Here is a 14,744-nt window from a genome sequence, read left to right on the forward strand (position 1 = left end):
ATGAGCGCTCCGCGAGGCGCCACGGTGCGCCGCCGGTTCGCCGGCGTGGTCTTCCTGGTCGTCCCCGTCCTGCTGGTGTGGCTGGCCGTCGCCGTCTACGACAAGCAGTTCACCGACTCCGACCCGGTGACCGTGGAGACCGGCAGCGTCGGCAACGAGATGCACCTCGGCGCCGAGGTGAAGCTGCGCGGCGTCGTCGTCGGCGAGGTCCGCGCCATCGACGCCACCGCCGACGGCGCCCGGCTCACCCTCGCCCTGAAGCCCGGCGCCCGCGAGAGCATCCCGGCCGACGTGACCGCGCAGATGCTGCCGACCACCCTGTTCGGCGAGCGGTTCGTGGCGCTCGTACCGCCCGCCTCGCCCGCCGCCGAACCGCTGGCCGCCGGAGCGGTCATCCCACAGGACCGCTCCGCCAACGCCGTCGAACTTCAGCAGGTCCTCGACAACGTGCTGCCGATGCTCACCGCCGTCCAGCCGCAGAAGCTCTCCGCCACCCTCTCCGCCGTCTCCCGGGCCCTGGAGGGCCGCGGCGACCGGCTCGGCGACACCCTCGCCCTCCTCGACGACCACCTGCGGCAGTTCAACCCCCACCTCCCCACCCTGAACCGGGACCTGAAGGAGCTGGTGAAGGTCAGCCAGGTCTACGCCGACGCCGCGCCCGACATCCTCACCGCCCTCACCGACTTCACCACCACCAGCTCCACCCTGGCGGAGAAGGAGAGCGAGCTGGCCGGCACCCTCGGCGCCACCACCAGGACCGCCGAGGACGTGACCGCCTTCCTGCGGCAGAACAAGGACAACATCATCCGCCTCTCCGCCGCCTCCCGCCCCACCCTGGACCTGCTCGCCGAGTACTCCCCGGCCTTCCCCTGCACCCTGCGCACCCTCGCCGACTTCGTCCCTGCCATGGACAAGGCCCTCGGCAAGGGCACCGACCGCCCCGGCCTGCGCGTCGACATCACCACCGTGCCCTCCCGCGGCGCCTACCGCCCCGGCACCGACACCCCCTCCTACGACGCCGGCGGCGGCCCCCGCTGCTACCCCGTGCCGTACCTCGGCGTCGCCGCGGAACCGGCCGTACAGGTCCCCGCGACGGCCGGGCAGGACCTCGGGCCGGCCAACTCCCCGCAGGAGAACGACCTCGTCAACGAACTGCTCGCCCCGGCCGCCGGCCAGGACCCCGCAGATTTGCCGGAGTGGAGCAGCCTGCTCGTCGGACCGGCGCTGCGCGGCACGGAGGTGACCCTGCGATGAGCTCCCGGCACGCCACCCCCTCCACCCGGCGCCGCCCGCTGACCGGGCCGGTGCTGAAGTCCCTCGCCTTCCTGCTGGTGACCGCCGTGGCCACCACGGTCCTCGGGGTGAGCGTCGCGGGCACCGGCGTCGGCGACGACCACCGCGTCTCGTACAAGGCGCTCTTCAGCGACGTCACCGGACTCACCGACGGCGACAGCGTGCGCGTCTCCGGCGTCGAGGTCGGCGAGGTCACCGACGTCCGCGTCGTCGGCCGGCGCACCGCCCAGGTCACCTTCACCGTCCGCGACGACCGCTCCCTGCCCCGCTCGACCACCGCCGCCGTGAAGTACCTCAACATGGTCGGCCAGCGCTACATCGCCCTGGACCGGGGCAGCGGCGACCTCACCGGTTCCCTGGACAGCGGGGACACCATCCCGCTCGACCGCACCGCCCCCGCCCTCGACCTGACCCTCCTCTTCAACGGCTTCAAGCCGCTGTTCGAGGGACTGTCCCCGAAGGACGTCAACGAACTCGCCGGCTCCATCGTGCAGGTCCTCCAGGGCGAGGGCGGCACCGTCGACAGCCTCCTCACGCACATCGGCTCCCTCAGCTCCACCGTGGCCGCCAAGGACCGGGTGATCGGGGAGGTGGTGAAGAACCTCACCACGGTCCTGACCACCCTCAACGACCGCGAGGCCGACTTCGACACCCTCGTCGACACCCTCCAGCGACTGGTCAGCGGCTTCAACGACGACCGCGAGCCGCTGGGCAGGGCCGTCGCCGCCATGGGCGACCTCACCACCGCGACCGCCGGCCTCCTCCAGGACGGGCGGGCACCGCTGAAGCAGGACATCCACGAACTCGGCCGGCTCTCCGGCAACCTCGGCGACGCCACCGGCCGGATCGAGGACTTCCTCGACCGGACCCCCGCCAAGCTGACCGCCCTCGGCCGGCTCTCCTCCTACGGCTCCTGGTTCAACCTCTACCTCTGCGAGGCCCGCGTGGACGGCGTCACCACCTCCACCGGGGCCGAGCCGCCCACCGGCATCGCGGTCACCGAAGCGAGGTGCGGCGCATGACCCTGCTGCTGCGGCCCGACCGGCACGACGCCCCGGTCCCCGTCCCGCCCCGCTCCCGCCGGCCGCGCCTGAAGCCGGTCAAGGAGCGCAACCCGGTCACCGTGGCCCTCGTCGGCCTGGCCCTGCTCGCCCTGCTCACCGTCCTCGCGTACAACGCCGACCGGTTCTCCCTGGCCGGCGGCACCACCTACAGCGCCGACTTCACCGAGTCCGCGGGGCTCGACGAGGGCGACGAGGTGCGCGTGGCCGGCGTCAAGGTCGGCGAGGTCACCGGCGTCGCCCTCGACGGCGACCGCGTCAAGGTCAGCTTCGAGGTCGAGGACGCCTGGATCGGCGACCGCACCACCGCGGCCATCGCCATCAAGACCCTGCTCGGCGACAAGTACCTCGCCCTCGACCCGCTCGGCACCGCGGAGCAGGACCCCGGCGACCGCATCCCGCGGACCCGCACCACCTCCCCGTACGACGTCACCCAGGCGTTCCAGGACCTCAGCTCCACCGTCGACGCCATCGACACCCGGAAACTCGCCGAGAGCTTCGAGACGATCTCCGAGACCTTCGAGAACTCGCCGCCGCACGTCCGCAAGGCCGCCACCGGACTCTCCGACCTGTCCCGGTCCGTCTCCAAGCGCGACCGCGAGCTGGCCGAACTCCTCGACGGCAGCGCCCGGCTGACACAGACGCTGAAGGACAAGCAGTCCAGTTTCGAGACCCTCATCGAGGACGCCGGGCCGCTGCTCGGCGAACTCCAGGACCGGCGTGACGCCGTCACCGCGCTGCTGAAGGGCAGCCGCGCCCTCGGCACCCAGCTCACCGGCCTGGTCGAGGACAACGAGCGGCAGCTCGGCCCGACCCTGGAGGCGCTCGGCCGCGTCACCACCGTCCTGACGGAGAACAGCGCCCAGCTGGAGCGGACCCTCGCCCTGGTCGGCCCGTACTACCGCCTCCTCGGCAACACCGTGGGCAACGGCCGCTGGTTCGACAGCTACCTGTGCGGCGTCGTGCCCCGCGACTACCTGCCCCCCACGTCCCGGCCCGAGAAGTCCTGCATGCCGCCCAAGCAGTCGAGAACGGCCCAGGGGAGTGGTGAGTGATGACCGGACGCCGGAAACTCCTCGCCGTGGCGGTCGCGCTGGCCGTGGTCGCCGCCGGCCTGGCCACCGCACGTGCCCTGGACTCCTCCGGGACCCGCCTGACCGCCTACTTCGACCGCGCCGTCGGCGTCTACGCCGGCTCCGACCTGCGCATCCTCGGCGTCCGGGTCGGCGAGGTGGAGTCGGTGCGCCCGCAGGGCACCCGGGTGCGGGTCGAGCTGGCGCTCGACGAGGGCGTCCGCGTCCCGGAGTCGGCGCGCGCCCTGGTCGTCGCGCCCAGCGTCGTCGCCGACCGCTACGTCCAGCTCACCCCGGCCTACCGCTCCGGACCGGCCCTCGCCGACGGCGCCGTCCTGCCCGCCTCCCGCAACCGCACCCCGGTCGAGATCGACCAGCTCTACGCCTCGCTCACCGACCTCAGCGAGGCCCTGGGCCCCGACGGCGCCAACTCCGCCGGCGCCCTGTCGAAGCTGCTGGAGACCGGCGCCGCCAACCTCGACGGCAACGGTGAGGCCATCGGCGGGACCATCGAGGAGTTCGGCAAGGCCGCCAAGACCCTCGACGGCTCGAGCGACGATCTGTTCGCCACCCTCAGCCGCCTCCAGTCCTTCACCACCATGCTGAAGGAGAAGGACACCGACGTACGCACCGCGCAGGAACGCCTGGACACGGTCGTCGGCTACTTCGCCGACAACAGGGACGACCTCGCGGGCGCCCTGGACGAACTGGGCACCGCCCTCGCCCAGGTGAAGACGTTCATCGAGGACAACCGGGGCGAACTGAAGGAGAACGTCGACAAGCTGGTGCCGCTCACCCGCACCCTGGTCGACCAGCGCGCCTCCCTCGCGGAGGCCCTGGACGTCGCCCCGCTGGCGGCGGACAACCTCGTCGGCGCCTACGACACCGACACCGGCCGGCTCGACGGCCGCGCCAACCTCAACGAGATCAGCATGGGCGGCCCGCTGCTGCCCCTGCCGGCCACCGGGGGCGCCGCCACGTCCGGGGAGACAGGGGAGGGGGAGCGGTGAAGCGCCGCCACACCACGGTACGGCGCGGAGTGCTGACCACCGGGGCCGCCGCCGGCGCCGGGATCGGCGGCCTCCTCGCCCTCGGCCTGGGCTTCGCCCTCGCCCTCGGCGCGTTCTCCGCGACCGCCCCGCGCTTCGACGGCATCGAGGACCTGCCGCTGCCCGGCGGCGCCGACCTCGGCTCCCACCCGTACACCGTCACCGCCGAACTGGACGACGTGCTCAGCCTGGTGCCGCAGGCCGCGGTCAAGGTCAACGACGTCGCCGTCGGCCGCGTCACCCGCATCCGGCTGGACGGCGACGACTGGACGGCCCGCGTCACCATGGAGATCAACGGCGACGTCGACCTGCCCGCCGACGCCGGCGCCCGCCTCGAACAGTCCAGCCTGCTCGGCGAGAAGTACGTGCAGCTCGTCGCGCCCGCCGAACCGGACGGCGCCGCCCGGCTCGGCGACGGCGATGTCATCCCGGTCGCCCGCACCGGCCGCAACACCGAGGTCGAGGAGGTGTTCGGCGCCCTCTCCCTGCTGCTCAACGGCGGCGGCGTCGCCCAGCTCAGGACCATCACGCAGGAACTGAACAAGGCCCTCGGCGGACGCGAGCCCGAGGTCCGCTCCATGCTCCGCCGGGTCGAGGAACTCGTGGCGAACCTCGACGCCCACCGCGGTGACATCACCGACGCCCTGGACGGCGTCAACCGGCTCGCCGCGACCCTCGCCGGCCGCGACGACGACATCCGCACCGTCCTCACCGGCCTGTCGCCCGGCCTGAAGACCCTCCACGAACAGCGCGGCTCCCTGCTGACCATGCTGCGCTCCCTGGACACGCTGTCCGGGGTCGCCGTCTCCACCATCGAAGCGAGCAAGGACGACATGGTCGCCGACCTCAAGGCCCTCGCGCCCACCCTGAAGGCCCTCGCCGACGCGGGCACCGACCTGCCCGACTCGCTCCAGGTGCTGCTCACCTACCCGTTCACGGACGAGGTCCTCAAGGGGGTCAAGGGCGACTACCTCAACGTGTACCTGAGCATGACCGCCGAGCCCGGGACGCAGGTGATCCCGCCGCTGGTGCCGGGCGGCACCGCGTCCCCCTCGCCCACCCCGACCGCCACGCCGCAGCGCGGCCGGGACGCCGCGCCGAAGCAGTCGTCGCCGCTGCCGCTGCCCTCCGTACGGACCCCGACCGGGAACGCCGGGGACGCCGGGGACGGAGGGGACCGGGAATGATCACGCTCGCGATACGTCTGAAGAACCTCGCCTTCCTCCTCATCGCCGTCCTCGTCCTCGGCTTCCTCGGCATCCGCTACGCCGACCTCGGCCGCTATGCCGGCATTGCCGACCACTACACCGTCGACGTCGAACTGCCGCGCACCGGCGGCCTGTTCACCCACTCCGACGTCACCTACCGCGGCGTGTCGGTGGGCCGGGTCGGCGATATCGACCTCACCGCCGACGGGGTGGTCGCCCACCTGCGCATCAAGAAGTCCGCGCCGGACATCCCCGCCGACACCCGGGCCGTGGTCGCCGGGCTCTCCGCGGTCGGCGAGCAGTACATCGACCTGCGGCCGCAGAGCGACACGGGCCCCTACCTGGCGGACGGCGCCCGGATCGAACTGCGCGACACCGAGGTGCCCGCGCCCGTCACCGACGTCCTCACCAGTGTGAACGACCTCACCCGGTCCGTGCCGCTGGAGGAGCTGCGCACGGTCGTCGACGAGTTCGGCAAGACCTTCGAGGGACACGGCGACGACCTCCAGGCCCTGCTGGACAACGGCAGCGCCTTCATCGAGGCCGCCGACCGCAACCTGCCGGCCACCACCCGCCTGCTCACCGACGGCGAGACGGTGCTGCGCACCCAGGCGGAGGAGGCCGAGGCCATCCGGGGTTTCGCCGACGGCGCCACGGAACTCGCCGCCGCCCTCAAGGGCTCCGACGCCGACCTGCGCCGCCTGCTCACCGTGACACCGGACGCCGCGAACCAGGTCAGCGGGCTGCTGCGGGACCTCGATCCCAGCCTGGGCGTGGTCCTCGCCAACCTGCTCACCACCTCCGAGGTGGCCCTCACCCGGCAGCGCGGCATCGAGGAACTCCTCGTGAAGTACCCGGCGGCCGTCTCCGCCGGCGCCACCGCCGTCGACGGAGGAACGATGAACCTCGGCCTGGCCGTCACCTTCTTCAAGCCGCTGCCCTGCACCGCCGGGTACGGCGGCACGCGCTACCGCACCGGCCTGGACCTCGGCACCGCGCCCGCCCTCAACACCGACGCCGCCTGCACGGCTCCGGCCTCCAGCGGCGTCAACGTACGCGGCTCGGCCAACGCCCCCCGGGGCGGCGCGGTCCCCGCTCCGGCCAAGCCCGGCTCCCTGCCCTCGGGCAGCACCCGAGTCCCGGCGGCCGAGGGGCGCTCCGCCGAGCCGGCCCTGCCGGGCGCGCTGGCCCTGCCCGGCACGGGCGGCACCGGCCCCGAGGGCATGGCGGACCTGCTCGGCGCGGGCGGGGAGGCCGGCCGATGAGGAGGGGACGCGTACTGGCCGGGGCGGGACTGGCGCTGGCGCTGGCGTTCTGCGGCACCGGCGCGTGGACGTACGCGCAGGCACGCGGTGACGACTCGCTGGCGTACGGCCGCGCACGCGACGCGGCGCTGGCCGACGGCCGCGACCGGCTCGCCGTCCTCACCACCCTCGACGCCTCGTCCCTGGAACGGGCGCGGGCCGGCATCCAGGACTGGCGGGACGCCTCGACCGGCCCGCTCCGGACGGAACTGGGCGCCACCCGCCCCGCGAAAGGCGCGTCCGCGCGGGGCACGGTCACGGAGGCGGCGCTCACCGCCCTGGACACCCGCGCGGGCACCGCGAAGCTCGTCGCGGCGGTACGCGTCGAGGTCACGCCCGCCGGCGCGAAGACGGCGACCACGGACCGCAAGCGCCTGGAGGCCGTCCTGACCCGCACGGACGAGGGCGAGTGGAAGGTCAAGGCCCTGAACGCGGTGCCGCTCGCGCGGACGGCGGCGGAGGAGGACGGAACCCGATGACCCGCCTGCTGCCCCTGCGCCGGGCCGCCTCCGCCGCCCCCGCCGACTCCACGCCCGCGGACGCCGACCCGGCCACCCGGCCCACCCCGGACACGGCTCCCGCGCCCACCCCGGACACGGCCCCCGCGCCCGCTGCGGGTACGGCTCCCGCGTCCGCTGCGGCCCCCGCCCCGGACACGGCTCCCGCGCCCGCTGCGGACACGGCTCCCGCGCCCGCCCCGGACACGGCTCCCGCGCCCGCTGCGGACACGGCTCCCGCGCCCGCTGCGGACACGGCTCCCGCGCCCGCTGCGGGTACGGCTCCCGCGTCCGTTGCGGCCCCCGCCCCGGACACGGCCCCCGCGCACGCTGCGGACACCGCCGCGGAGACGGACACCCGCCCCGGGCGCGAGACGGAGGCCGCCCCCGTCGTGGACGCGGAGGCCGAGCCGGACACCGCCGTACGGCCGGCCGGCCCGCTGTGGCGGCGCCTGCTCCCCGCCCTGACCGCCGCCGTCCTCGTCCTCGCCGGCTGCGGCTTCTTCTACGGCGCCCACCAGCTGAGGTCCACCCCGTCCGCCGAGAACCACGCGCTGACCGACGCCGAGGCGACCAGCCGCGTCGCCGGTGACGTCGGCAACGCCCTCGCCCGCGTCTTCTCGTACACGCCGGACGGCCTGGCGGCCGGCGAGCGGTCCGCGCGCTCCGTCCTCGCCGGCCGCGCGGCCCGCCAGTACGCGGAGCTGATGGACCGGGTCCGCGCGGACCTCAAGAAGCAGCGCGTCACCCTGAGCACCCAGGCGGTACGCACCGGAGTCATCGAACTCGACGGCGACAGCGCCCGGTTGCTGGTCTTCCTGGACCAGATGTCCGACCGGGACGGGGGCGGCTCCACCGCCGCGGCGGCCCAGCTCACGGTCACCGCGCGGTGGGAGCGGGACCAGTGGCGGATCGTCGACATCAGGACCCGCTGAGCAGCGGGTGCGGAAGAGGGGAACATCCATGGAACGCGGGACCAGAACGGCGGCGGCCGGGCTCCGGACACTGCCGGTCACCGCCCTCGCGCTCGCCCTCGCCCTGATCGCGGGCGGCTTCGCCGGGTGGGCGGGCTGGGACTGGTACGACGCGGCCCACGACGACACCGTCGCCTACGCCGAGCAGCGCGACGACGCCCTCGCCGCCGGCGAACAGGCCGTCCAGAACCTCAACACCCTGGACCACCGCAGCCTCGACCGCGGCCTCGACCTCTGGGAGTCCTCGACCACCGGCGACCTGCACGACCAACTGGTCGCCGGGCGGGAGGAGTTCGCCGGCCAGGTGAAGACCGCCAAGACGGTCACCACGGCCAAGGTGCTCTCCGGCGCCCTCACCGAACTCGACGACCGGGCCGGCCGCGCCCGGGTGCTGGTCGCCCTGCGGGTGACGGTGAAGGCACCCGGTGACCAGAGCACCGACAAGGACAGCCGCATGCTCGGCGAACTGACCCGCACCGGCGGCCACTGGAAGCTCAGCGCCCTGGGGCAGGCCCCGGTCGGCGGCACGTCGGCCGGCTGACCCGGCCGCAGGAGAGGACGACACACCATGCCGACGACCCGCCACACCCTCAACACCCTCCGCCGCCGCCAGGCCCGAGAGGCCCTCCGTACCGACGCCGTGGCACCGGCCCCCGCGGACGCCCCCGAGGAGCGCGGGGAACCGCGCGACCAGCCACCCCCCACCCGCCCCCGACCGGCCACCGGCCCCCGACCGGCCACCGGCCCCCGACCGACCACCCCCACCCGCCCCGCCACCTCCACCGAACCGGCGTCCCACCCCCGGAAAAGCCACCGCCCCCTCGCCGCCCTCTGCCTCCTCACCCTCCTCCTCGGCGGCTTCGCCGGCTGGGCGCACGCCCGCGCCGAGAGCCTCCGCGACACCCCCGCCGCCCGCAACACCGCCCTCTCCGACACCGCCCGCACCAGCGAGATCAAGGGCGCCACGACCAAGGCCGTCGCCGCGCTCTTCTCGTACGACCACGCCGACCCCGCCGCCTTCGACAAGGCCGCGAAGGAGTGGCTGACCGGACGCGCCGTCGCCCAGCACCGCGACCTGTTCGGCACCGTCCGCACCCAGGCCGACCGGCAGAAGGCCGTGATCACCACCACCGTCACCGACAGCGCCGTGGAACGCGTCGACGGCGACCGGGCCCGCGTCCTGGTCTACGCCGACCAGAGCAGCGTCAGCACCGCCGGTGACAAGAAGGCCGACGACGACGGCACCTACGCGGGCGCGATGCTCGCCGTGGACCTCCAGCGACGCGACGGCCGCTGGCTGGTCTCGGGCATCGACACCTTCGGCCGCTGACCACCGAGGCACCCCCCCCACCGACCCGTGCCCCGCGACCCACGAACCGAGAGCAGGGAGTGACAGACCATGCCCCGACGCCGCGCCCGACGTCTGCCCGCCCGGACCCGGCAGGGGCTGCGGGCCACCGCCATCGCCGTCACCGCGGTCGCGGCGCTCACCGCCTCCCAGGCCCCCGGCCCCGCGGCGCCGAAGGAGAACGGCAGCCCGGCCGCCGACGACCGCCCCGCCCCGGCCGCCGACCTCCCCTACGCCGAACTCGCCCCGCCCGACGACGACTCGTACCACACCGAACTCCCGCCCCTGGTCACCCCGGGCGCCGCACCCCGCGTCGCGCCGGCCGCGCGGGTCCGTGCCGAGTCCGGCATCCCGGCGACCGTGCTGCGCGCCTACCGCGCCGCGGAACGGTCCGTCGCCCGGACCGACCCGGGCTGCCGGCTGCCCTGGCATCTGCTCGCCGCGATCGGCAAGGTGGAGTCCGGACAGGCCCGCGGCGGCGCGGTCGACCGGCACGGCACCACGCTGGGCCGCATCACGGGCCCGGCGCTCGACGGCCGTGGCTTCGCCCTGATCCTGGACAGCGATGACGGCGTCCACGACGGGGACCCGGTGTACGACCGGGCGGTGGGCCCGATGCAGTTCCTGCCGTCGACGTGGGCCCGCTGGGGCGCGGACGGCAACGGCGACGGCCGGGAGGACCCCGACAACATCTTCGACGCCGCCCTGGCGGCCGGGCACTACCTGTGCGCCGGCGACCGGAACCTGAGCGTCGCGGCCGACCTCGACCGGGCCGTCCTCAGCTACAACAACTCGCGCGCCTACCTCGCCCTCGTCCGGCACTGGCTGGACTTCTACCGCCGGGGCGTGCACACCGTGCCCGACGGGAAGGGCGTCGTCCCCGTCAGTCCGGGCGCCGGCGCCGACACGCCGGCGACCGAGCCGGTCGGCGGCGGTGACGACGACGGGAAGGGCGGCCGGGGCGGCACCGGCGGCGGCACGGACGGCGTCATCGTCGGCCCCGACCCCGGGACCTCCGCCCCGGCCCCCTCCGGCTCACCCACCCCGACGAAGTCGCCCTCGCCCTCCCCGGAGCCGTCCGCGACGCAGCCCTCCCCGACGACGACACCGGACCCCTCCCCGACCGGCTCCGCGACCCCCGGCCCCTCACCCACACCGACCCCCACCGACACACCCCCGCCGGCCACCGACCCGACACCCTCCCCGGAGTGCCCCTCGGACCCGGCCACGTCCTCCCCGGACCCCGGCCCCACACCCACCGCCACGCCCGTCCCCTGTCAGTAAGCCCGTTCTGGAGCAGAGAGGTAGCTGTGGTCGCCTACCACACCGTCATGGCCGGCACGGACGGCTCGACGTCATCACTCGCGGCGGTCGAATCAGCGGCCCGGCTCGCCGCCGCCTGCGGAGCCGGACTCGTGATCGTCTGCGCGTACCTGCCGATGCGCGGGCGCGAACTCGCCGTCGCCCAGGACCAGCTGGGGCCCGAGGCCTACCAGGTGGTGGGCTCGGCACCGGCCGAGGACACCCTGCGCACCGCCGGTGACCGGGCCCGCGCGCAGGGAGCGGCGGACGTGCGGACGGTCGCGGTGCAGGACGAGCCGGTCCCCGGCCTGCTGCGGGCCGCCCGCGAGTGCGGGGCCGATCTCCTGGTGGTCGGCAACCGGGGTCTGCGCTCGCTCGCCGGACGCATCCTCGGCTCGGTACCCGCGGACATGGCCAGGAAGGCGGAGATCGACGTGCTGATCGTGCACACCACATGAGCACGGCGGACGGCGACCTGCGCCGGGCCGTCGAGGAGGTCCTGCTCCAGGGCCCCGGGAGATGGACCAGGCAGGAGACCGCCGAACGGTCCGGCGTCGGCCCCGAACGCGCCACCGAGATCTGGCGCGCCCTCGGCTTCCCGGTGGCCGACGACGACGCGCGGGTCTTCACCGACGCCGACGTCGACGCGCTGCGCGCCGGGGAGCGGCTCATCGCCGCCGGGCTCATCACCGAGGAGAGCGAGACGATGATGGCCCGCGCCCTCGGCCACCACCTGTCCCGGCTCGCCGAGTGGCAGGTGCACACCCTCTGGTCCTGGCTCCTGCGCGACCTGGACCTCCCGCTGAGCGAGAAGGACCTGGCGCAGCACGCCGCCGCGCTGCTGCCGGAGATGGAACTGCTCCAGCGGCACGTGTGGCGCAGGCACCTCGCGGCCTGCGCCGGGCGCGTGCTCACCGAGGCGGCACAGGGCGCCCCGGCCGGCCGCGACCAGCCGGTACGGCCCGGCGAGGGCGCCGACGTCCGCGAACGCGCGGTGGGCTTCACCGACATGGTCGGTTACACCCGGCTGACCCGGGGACTGGACAGCACCCGACTCGCCCGCGTGCTGGACCGGTTCGAGAGCCTGACCGGCGACGTGATCGCCGACGGCGGCGGACGGGTCGTCAAGACCATCGGCGACGAGGTGCTCTACGTCTGCGAGTCCGCCGCCGCGGCCGCCGGCATCGCCCTGGAACTCACCTCCCGAGCCGTGGCGGACACGGAACTGCCCCAGGTGCGGACCGGACTGGCGTACGGCCCGGTCCTCGGCCGTCTCGGCGACGTCTACGGGGCGGCGGTGAACATCGCCGCCCGCCTCACCGCGGTCGCCCGCCCCGGCACCGTGCTCACCGACACGGCGTTCGCCGGCGAACTGGCCGGCCGGACGGCCTACGACCTCAAGCCGCTGCGCCCGGTGTCGGTACGCGGGTACAGCAGGCTCCGTCCGGTACTGCTCCGCCCGGCGCACGCGCACGGCGAGGCGAGCTGAGCCGCGCCGAGGGAACCGGTACGCCGGGCCTGCTTGCGGCGGCGGCTCGCCTGGTGCTCCTTGTCGGGGTCGTCCACGCGCTGCACGGCCCGCCGGCCGGAGTGCCCGGACGACCCCGCCATTGCCGACGGCGCACTGAAAGCCGAGAACGCCGCCCGCCCTCGTGAGGGCGGGCGCCTTCCGCGCGGCGCCCGCCGGTCGTTGTCCTTGTCCGGACCATGCGTATGCGGCACGAGCGTCCCGTCGCCATGGCCGCCCCGGCCCCCGGTGCGGGCGGTGGTCGGGCCACCGGCCCAGGAGCGGACCGCCCGGTCCGCTTCAGTCGGTCAACTCCGCTCTGTCACAAGGTGCTTGGTCACGACGGGCGGCGCACGGCGGCCCGAGCCGGGGATTCGCCGCGTTCTGCCGCCGGCGCATCCCTGGCCGGACGAGGACGATCACACCGTGGGATCAGCTCGCGGTGCAGTTGATCCTCGCCGCGTCGGCCGCCATGCGGGCGCCGCTGGTCGCCTCCTTGCCCCGGTCGTGCAGCTTGAGCGTCAGGATGCCCTCGGTGACGCGCACGCTCGGCGCGGCCACCCACATGCCCTGGTGGGAGGGCTGGTCGATGGTGAAGTTGGCGAGCAGGTTGGTGGCCCCGTTCGTGGCGTTGTGCAGGGTGTAGTACGCGGGCGTGCCGCCGACGTGGGTCCGCTTGCTGTCGTTCGGGATGTGCACGCTGACCTTGCAGGTGCCCCGGACGACGTCCCCGGTGCGGAAGATCCAGTAGGCGCTGTTGCCCGCGTCGGAACGGCTGCCCGAGATCGGCAGGGAGCGGAACACGCCGGTGCAGCCGTCGCTGTAGCCGCCGGGGTGGGTGGTCCAGCCGTCGTCGCCCTCCGACGACGAGCCGGACTCCCGGTAGGTGACGTCGCCCGAGCAGTGCGGGCCGCCGACCGCGGAGTAGGTGGCGGGTCCGGCGGCCTTCTGCGTGGCCCGCGCGGTGGCCGTGGCGGGAGTGCCGGACCCGCGGCCGGAGGAGGTCCTGGCGCCGCCGTCACCGGTCGGGCCGGAGGTGGCGCCCCGGTCCGTCCCGGCCGTCGGACCGGACCCGGCGGTGTCGTCGGTCGCTTCCTCGCCGTCGGTCACGGCGGCACCCTCGGCGCCCTTCGGACCGGTTCCGCCGTCCGGGTCGCCGGGCCCGGTGCCGTCCTCGCCGCGCCCGGTGGCGTCCTCGCCGTTCCGGGCGGCGGGGCGATGGGAAGCTCCGGGTGTCTCCGCCGCCGCGCTCGGTACGTAACCGCCGGCCCCGGCCGCCCGGTCCGCGTACCCGGCGGCTCCGGGCCTGCGCTCGGGGGAGTCGTCGCCGGGCAGCAGCGAGGCGATGACGAAGGGCGTGCCGATCAGCAGAGCCCCGGCCATCAGCGCGGCGGCGGCCATCGGCCGGGACACCCGGGCCGGTCCGGCGGAGTCGTCGTCCTCACCGGTGCCGCCGGGACCGCCCGGGGTGTCGCCGGCCGCGGTGGCGGCCCGCGCTCCTCGCGCGGTGGCCCCGGTCCCGGCGGCCGGCCCGGCGAAGAGCAGACCGCGCAGCCCCCGGGACCGGGGCGCGTGCGCGGTGCCGGGCTCGCCGGACGCCGTGGCCGTGGTCGCCGCGGCGCCCTCGCGGGAGGTGCCGTGCCCGGTGGACGCGGTCGCGGGGCCCACGGGAGCCGTCACGGGTTCGGTGACGGGGCGAGACAGGGGCGCGGGGGCGGCCGCAACGGCCGTGGTCGCGGCCTTCGTCGCGGCGGCCGTCCCGGTGTCCGTGTCGTGGTCCACGGCCACGGCCGCACCCTGCTCGCCGGTGCCTCGCGCTTCCGTGCCGGTGGCGCTCGCGGGGGCCCCGCCGCCCGGGTCGCCGCCGATGGCCGGACGGGAGGAGAAGCGGCCATCGCCCGAGGTGAGGTCGGGGCGGGGCGAGGACGGCCGGGCGGCACCGGTGACGTCACCCGCGCCGATCAGACCGCCGGCCGGTCTGTTCGGCTCCGGTTCGGGCACGGCGCCCGGACCTCCGGTGGCGCCGGCGCCGTCCGGGGTCGGGTCCGGCGTGGCGCGGCGGCGGGCCGCCGGGTCGGCTCCCGTGGCGCCGTGTGGGTCCTGGATCGCCATCTCTCTTCCGTTCTTC

13 protein-coding genes and 1 pseudogene are annotated in these 14,744 nt (G+C 75.1%); 13 read left to right on the top strand and 1 reads right to left on the bottom strand.

What is annotated here, in order from left to right; translation table 11 throughout:
• The 13 genes and pseudogenes from Sdagh_RS22610 to Sdagh_RS22670 all read left to right on the top strand — a co-directional run bounded on the left by Sdagh_RS22610 (window position 1) and on the right by Sdagh_RS22670 (window position 12,598).
• On the top strand, window positions 1-1,254 hold the full coding sequence (locus Sdagh_RS22610; RefSeq protein WP_189418242.1) for an MCE family protein: 1,254 nt from the start codon (window positions 1-3) through the stop codon (window positions 1,252-1,254).
• A complete protein-coding gene (locus Sdagh_RS22615; RefSeq protein ID WP_189418244.1) occupies window positions 1,251-2,315 on the top strand; it encodes an MCE family protein in 1,065 nt (354 codons plus the stop codon). Before Sdagh_RS22610 ends, Sdagh_RS22615 begins: the two co-directional genes overlap by 4 nt.
• Window positions 2,312-3,409 (top strand): MCE family protein, encoded by a 1,098-nt coding sequence (locus Sdagh_RS22620; protein ID WP_189418247.1) that lies wholly within the window; start codon window positions 2,312-2,314, stop codon window positions 3,407-3,409. Before Sdagh_RS22615 ends, Sdagh_RS22620 begins: the two co-directional genes overlap by 4 nt.
• Window positions 3,409-4,437 carry an MCE family protein gene (locus Sdagh_RS22625; RefSeq protein ID WP_190077168.1) on the top strand — a complete coding sequence of 343 codons (1,029 nt, stop codon included), beginning with the start codon at window positions 3,409-3,411 and terminating at the stop codon, window positions 4,435-4,437. Before Sdagh_RS22620 ends, Sdagh_RS22625 begins: the two co-directional genes overlap by 1 nt.
• Before the next feature lie 32 nt (window positions 4,438-4,469).
• Window positions 4,470-5,663: an MCE family protein gene (locus tag Sdagh_RS22630; RefSeq protein ID WP_370594977.1), complete on the top strand. Its 1,194-nt coding sequence runs from the start codon at window positions 4,470-4,472 to the stop codon at window positions 5,661-5,663.
• Window positions 5,660-6,949 (top strand): MCE family protein, encoded by a 1,290-nt coding sequence (locus Sdagh_RS22635; RefSeq protein WP_189418252.1) that lies wholly within the window; start codon window positions 5,660-5,662, stop codon window positions 6,947-6,949. Before Sdagh_RS22630 ends, Sdagh_RS22635 begins: the two co-directional genes overlap by 4 nt.
• The gene (locus tag Sdagh_RS22640) at window positions 6,946-7,467 is read left to right on the top strand and encodes a hypothetical protein (protein ID WP_190077167.1); all 522 of its coding nucleotides are present in this window, start codon (window positions 6,946-6,948) and stop codon (window positions 7,465-7,467) included. The genes Sdagh_RS22635 and Sdagh_RS22640 overlap by 4 nt, the downstream gene beginning before the upstream one ends.
• A 281-nt stretch (window positions 7,468-7,748) precedes the next feature.
• Window positions 7,749-8,420, top strand: a pseudogene (locus Sdagh_RS22645) (hypothetical protein); the annotation flags it as partial.
• Window positions 8,421-8,448: 28 nt separating this feature from the next.
• Complete coding sequence (locus Sdagh_RS22650) at window positions 8,449-9,000, top strand: Rv1363c family protein (protein ID WP_189418258.1); 552 nt, start codon at window positions 8,449-8,451, stop codon at window positions 8,998-9,000.
• A 27-nt stretch (window positions 9,001-9,027) separates the two neighbouring features.
• A complete protein-coding gene (locus Sdagh_RS22655; protein WP_190077166.1) occupies window positions 9,028-9,789 on the top strand; it encodes a hypothetical protein in 762 nt (253 codons plus the stop codon).
• A 69-nt stretch (window positions 9,790-9,858) separates the two neighbouring features.
• The gene (locus tag Sdagh_RS22660; RefSeq protein ID WP_190077165.1) at window positions 9,859-11,091 is read left to right on the top strand and encodes a lytic transglycosylase domain-containing protein; all 1,233 of its coding nucleotides are present in this window, start codon (window positions 9,859-9,861) and stop codon (window positions 11,089-11,091) included.
• A gap of 26 nt (window positions 11,092-11,117) precedes the next feature.
• On the top strand, window positions 11,118-11,567 hold the full coding sequence (locus Sdagh_RS22665) for a universal stress protein (RefSeq protein ID WP_189418264.1): 450 nt from the start codon (window positions 11,118-11,120) through the stop codon (window positions 11,565-11,567).
• The gene (locus tag Sdagh_RS22670) at window positions 11,564-12,598 is read left to right on the top strand and encodes an adenylate/guanylate cyclase domain-containing protein (protein WP_190010520.1); all 1,035 of its coding nucleotides are present in this window, start codon (window positions 11,564-11,566) and stop codon (window positions 12,596-12,598) included. The genes Sdagh_RS22665 and Sdagh_RS22670 overlap by 4 nt, the downstream gene beginning before the upstream one ends.
• Window positions 12,599-13,048: 450 nt before the next feature.
• On the opposite strand, the gene Sdagh_RS22675 is transcribed toward Sdagh_RS22670, so the two are convergent.
• Complete coding sequence (locus Sdagh_RS22675; protein WP_190077164.1) at window positions 13,049-14,728, bottom strand: hypothetical protein; 1,680 nt, start codon at window positions 14,726-14,728, stop codon at window positions 13,049-13,051.
• Between the last annotated feature and the right edge of the window lie 16 nt (window positions 14,729-14,744).

This window comes from Streptomyces daghestanicus (genome assembly GCF_020521275.1).
Taxonomy (GTDB): Bacteria; Actinomycetota; Actinomycetes; order Streptomycetales; family Streptomycetaceae; genus Streptomyces; species Streptomyces griseoviridis.

Bases quoted from the DNA above. Each gene is read 5' to 3' on its own strand.
- Sdagh_RS22610 (WP_189418242.1), top strand. From the start codon at position 1: ATGAGCGCTCCGCGAGGCGCCACGGTGCGCCGCCGGTTCGCCGGCGTG.
- Sdagh_RS22615 (WP_189418244.1), top strand. From the start codon at position 1,251: ATGAGCTCCCGGCACGCCACCCCCTCCACCCGGCGCCGCCCGCTGACC.
- Sdagh_RS22620 (WP_189418247.1), top strand. From the start codon at position 2,312: ATGACCCTGCTGCTGCGGCCCGACCGGCACGACGCCCCGGTCCCCGTC.
- Sdagh_RS22625 (WP_190077168.1), top strand. From the start codon at position 3,409: ATGACCGGACGCCGGAAACTCCTCGCCGTGGCGGTCGCGCTGGCCGTG.
- Sdagh_RS22635 (WP_189418252.1), top strand. From the start codon at position 5,660: ATGATCACGCTCGCGATACGTCTGAAGAACCTCGCCTTCCTCCTCATC.
- Sdagh_RS22640 (WP_190077167.1), top strand. From the start codon at position 6,946: ATGAGGAGGGGACGCGTACTGGCCGGGGCGGGACTGGCGCTGGCGCTG.
- Sdagh_RS22650 (WP_189418258.1), top strand. From the start codon at position 8,449: ATGGAACGCGGGACCAGAACGGCGGCGGCCGGGCTCCGGACACTGCCG.
- Sdagh_RS22655 (WP_190077166.1), top strand. From the start codon at position 9,028: ATGCCGACGACCCGCCACACCCTCAACACCCTCCGCCGCCGCCAGGCC.
- Sdagh_RS22660 (WP_190077165.1), top strand. From the start codon at position 9,859: ATGCCCCGACGCCGCGCCCGACGTCTGCCCGCCCGGACCCGGCAGGGG.
- Sdagh_RS22670 (WP_190010520.1), top strand. From the start codon at position 11,564: ATGAGCACGGCGGACGGCGACCTGCGCCGGGCCGTCGAGGAGGTCCTG.
- Sdagh_RS22675 (WP_190077164.1), bottom strand. From the start codon at position 14,728: ATGGCGATCCAGGACCCACACGGCGCCACGGGAGCCGACCCGGCGGCC.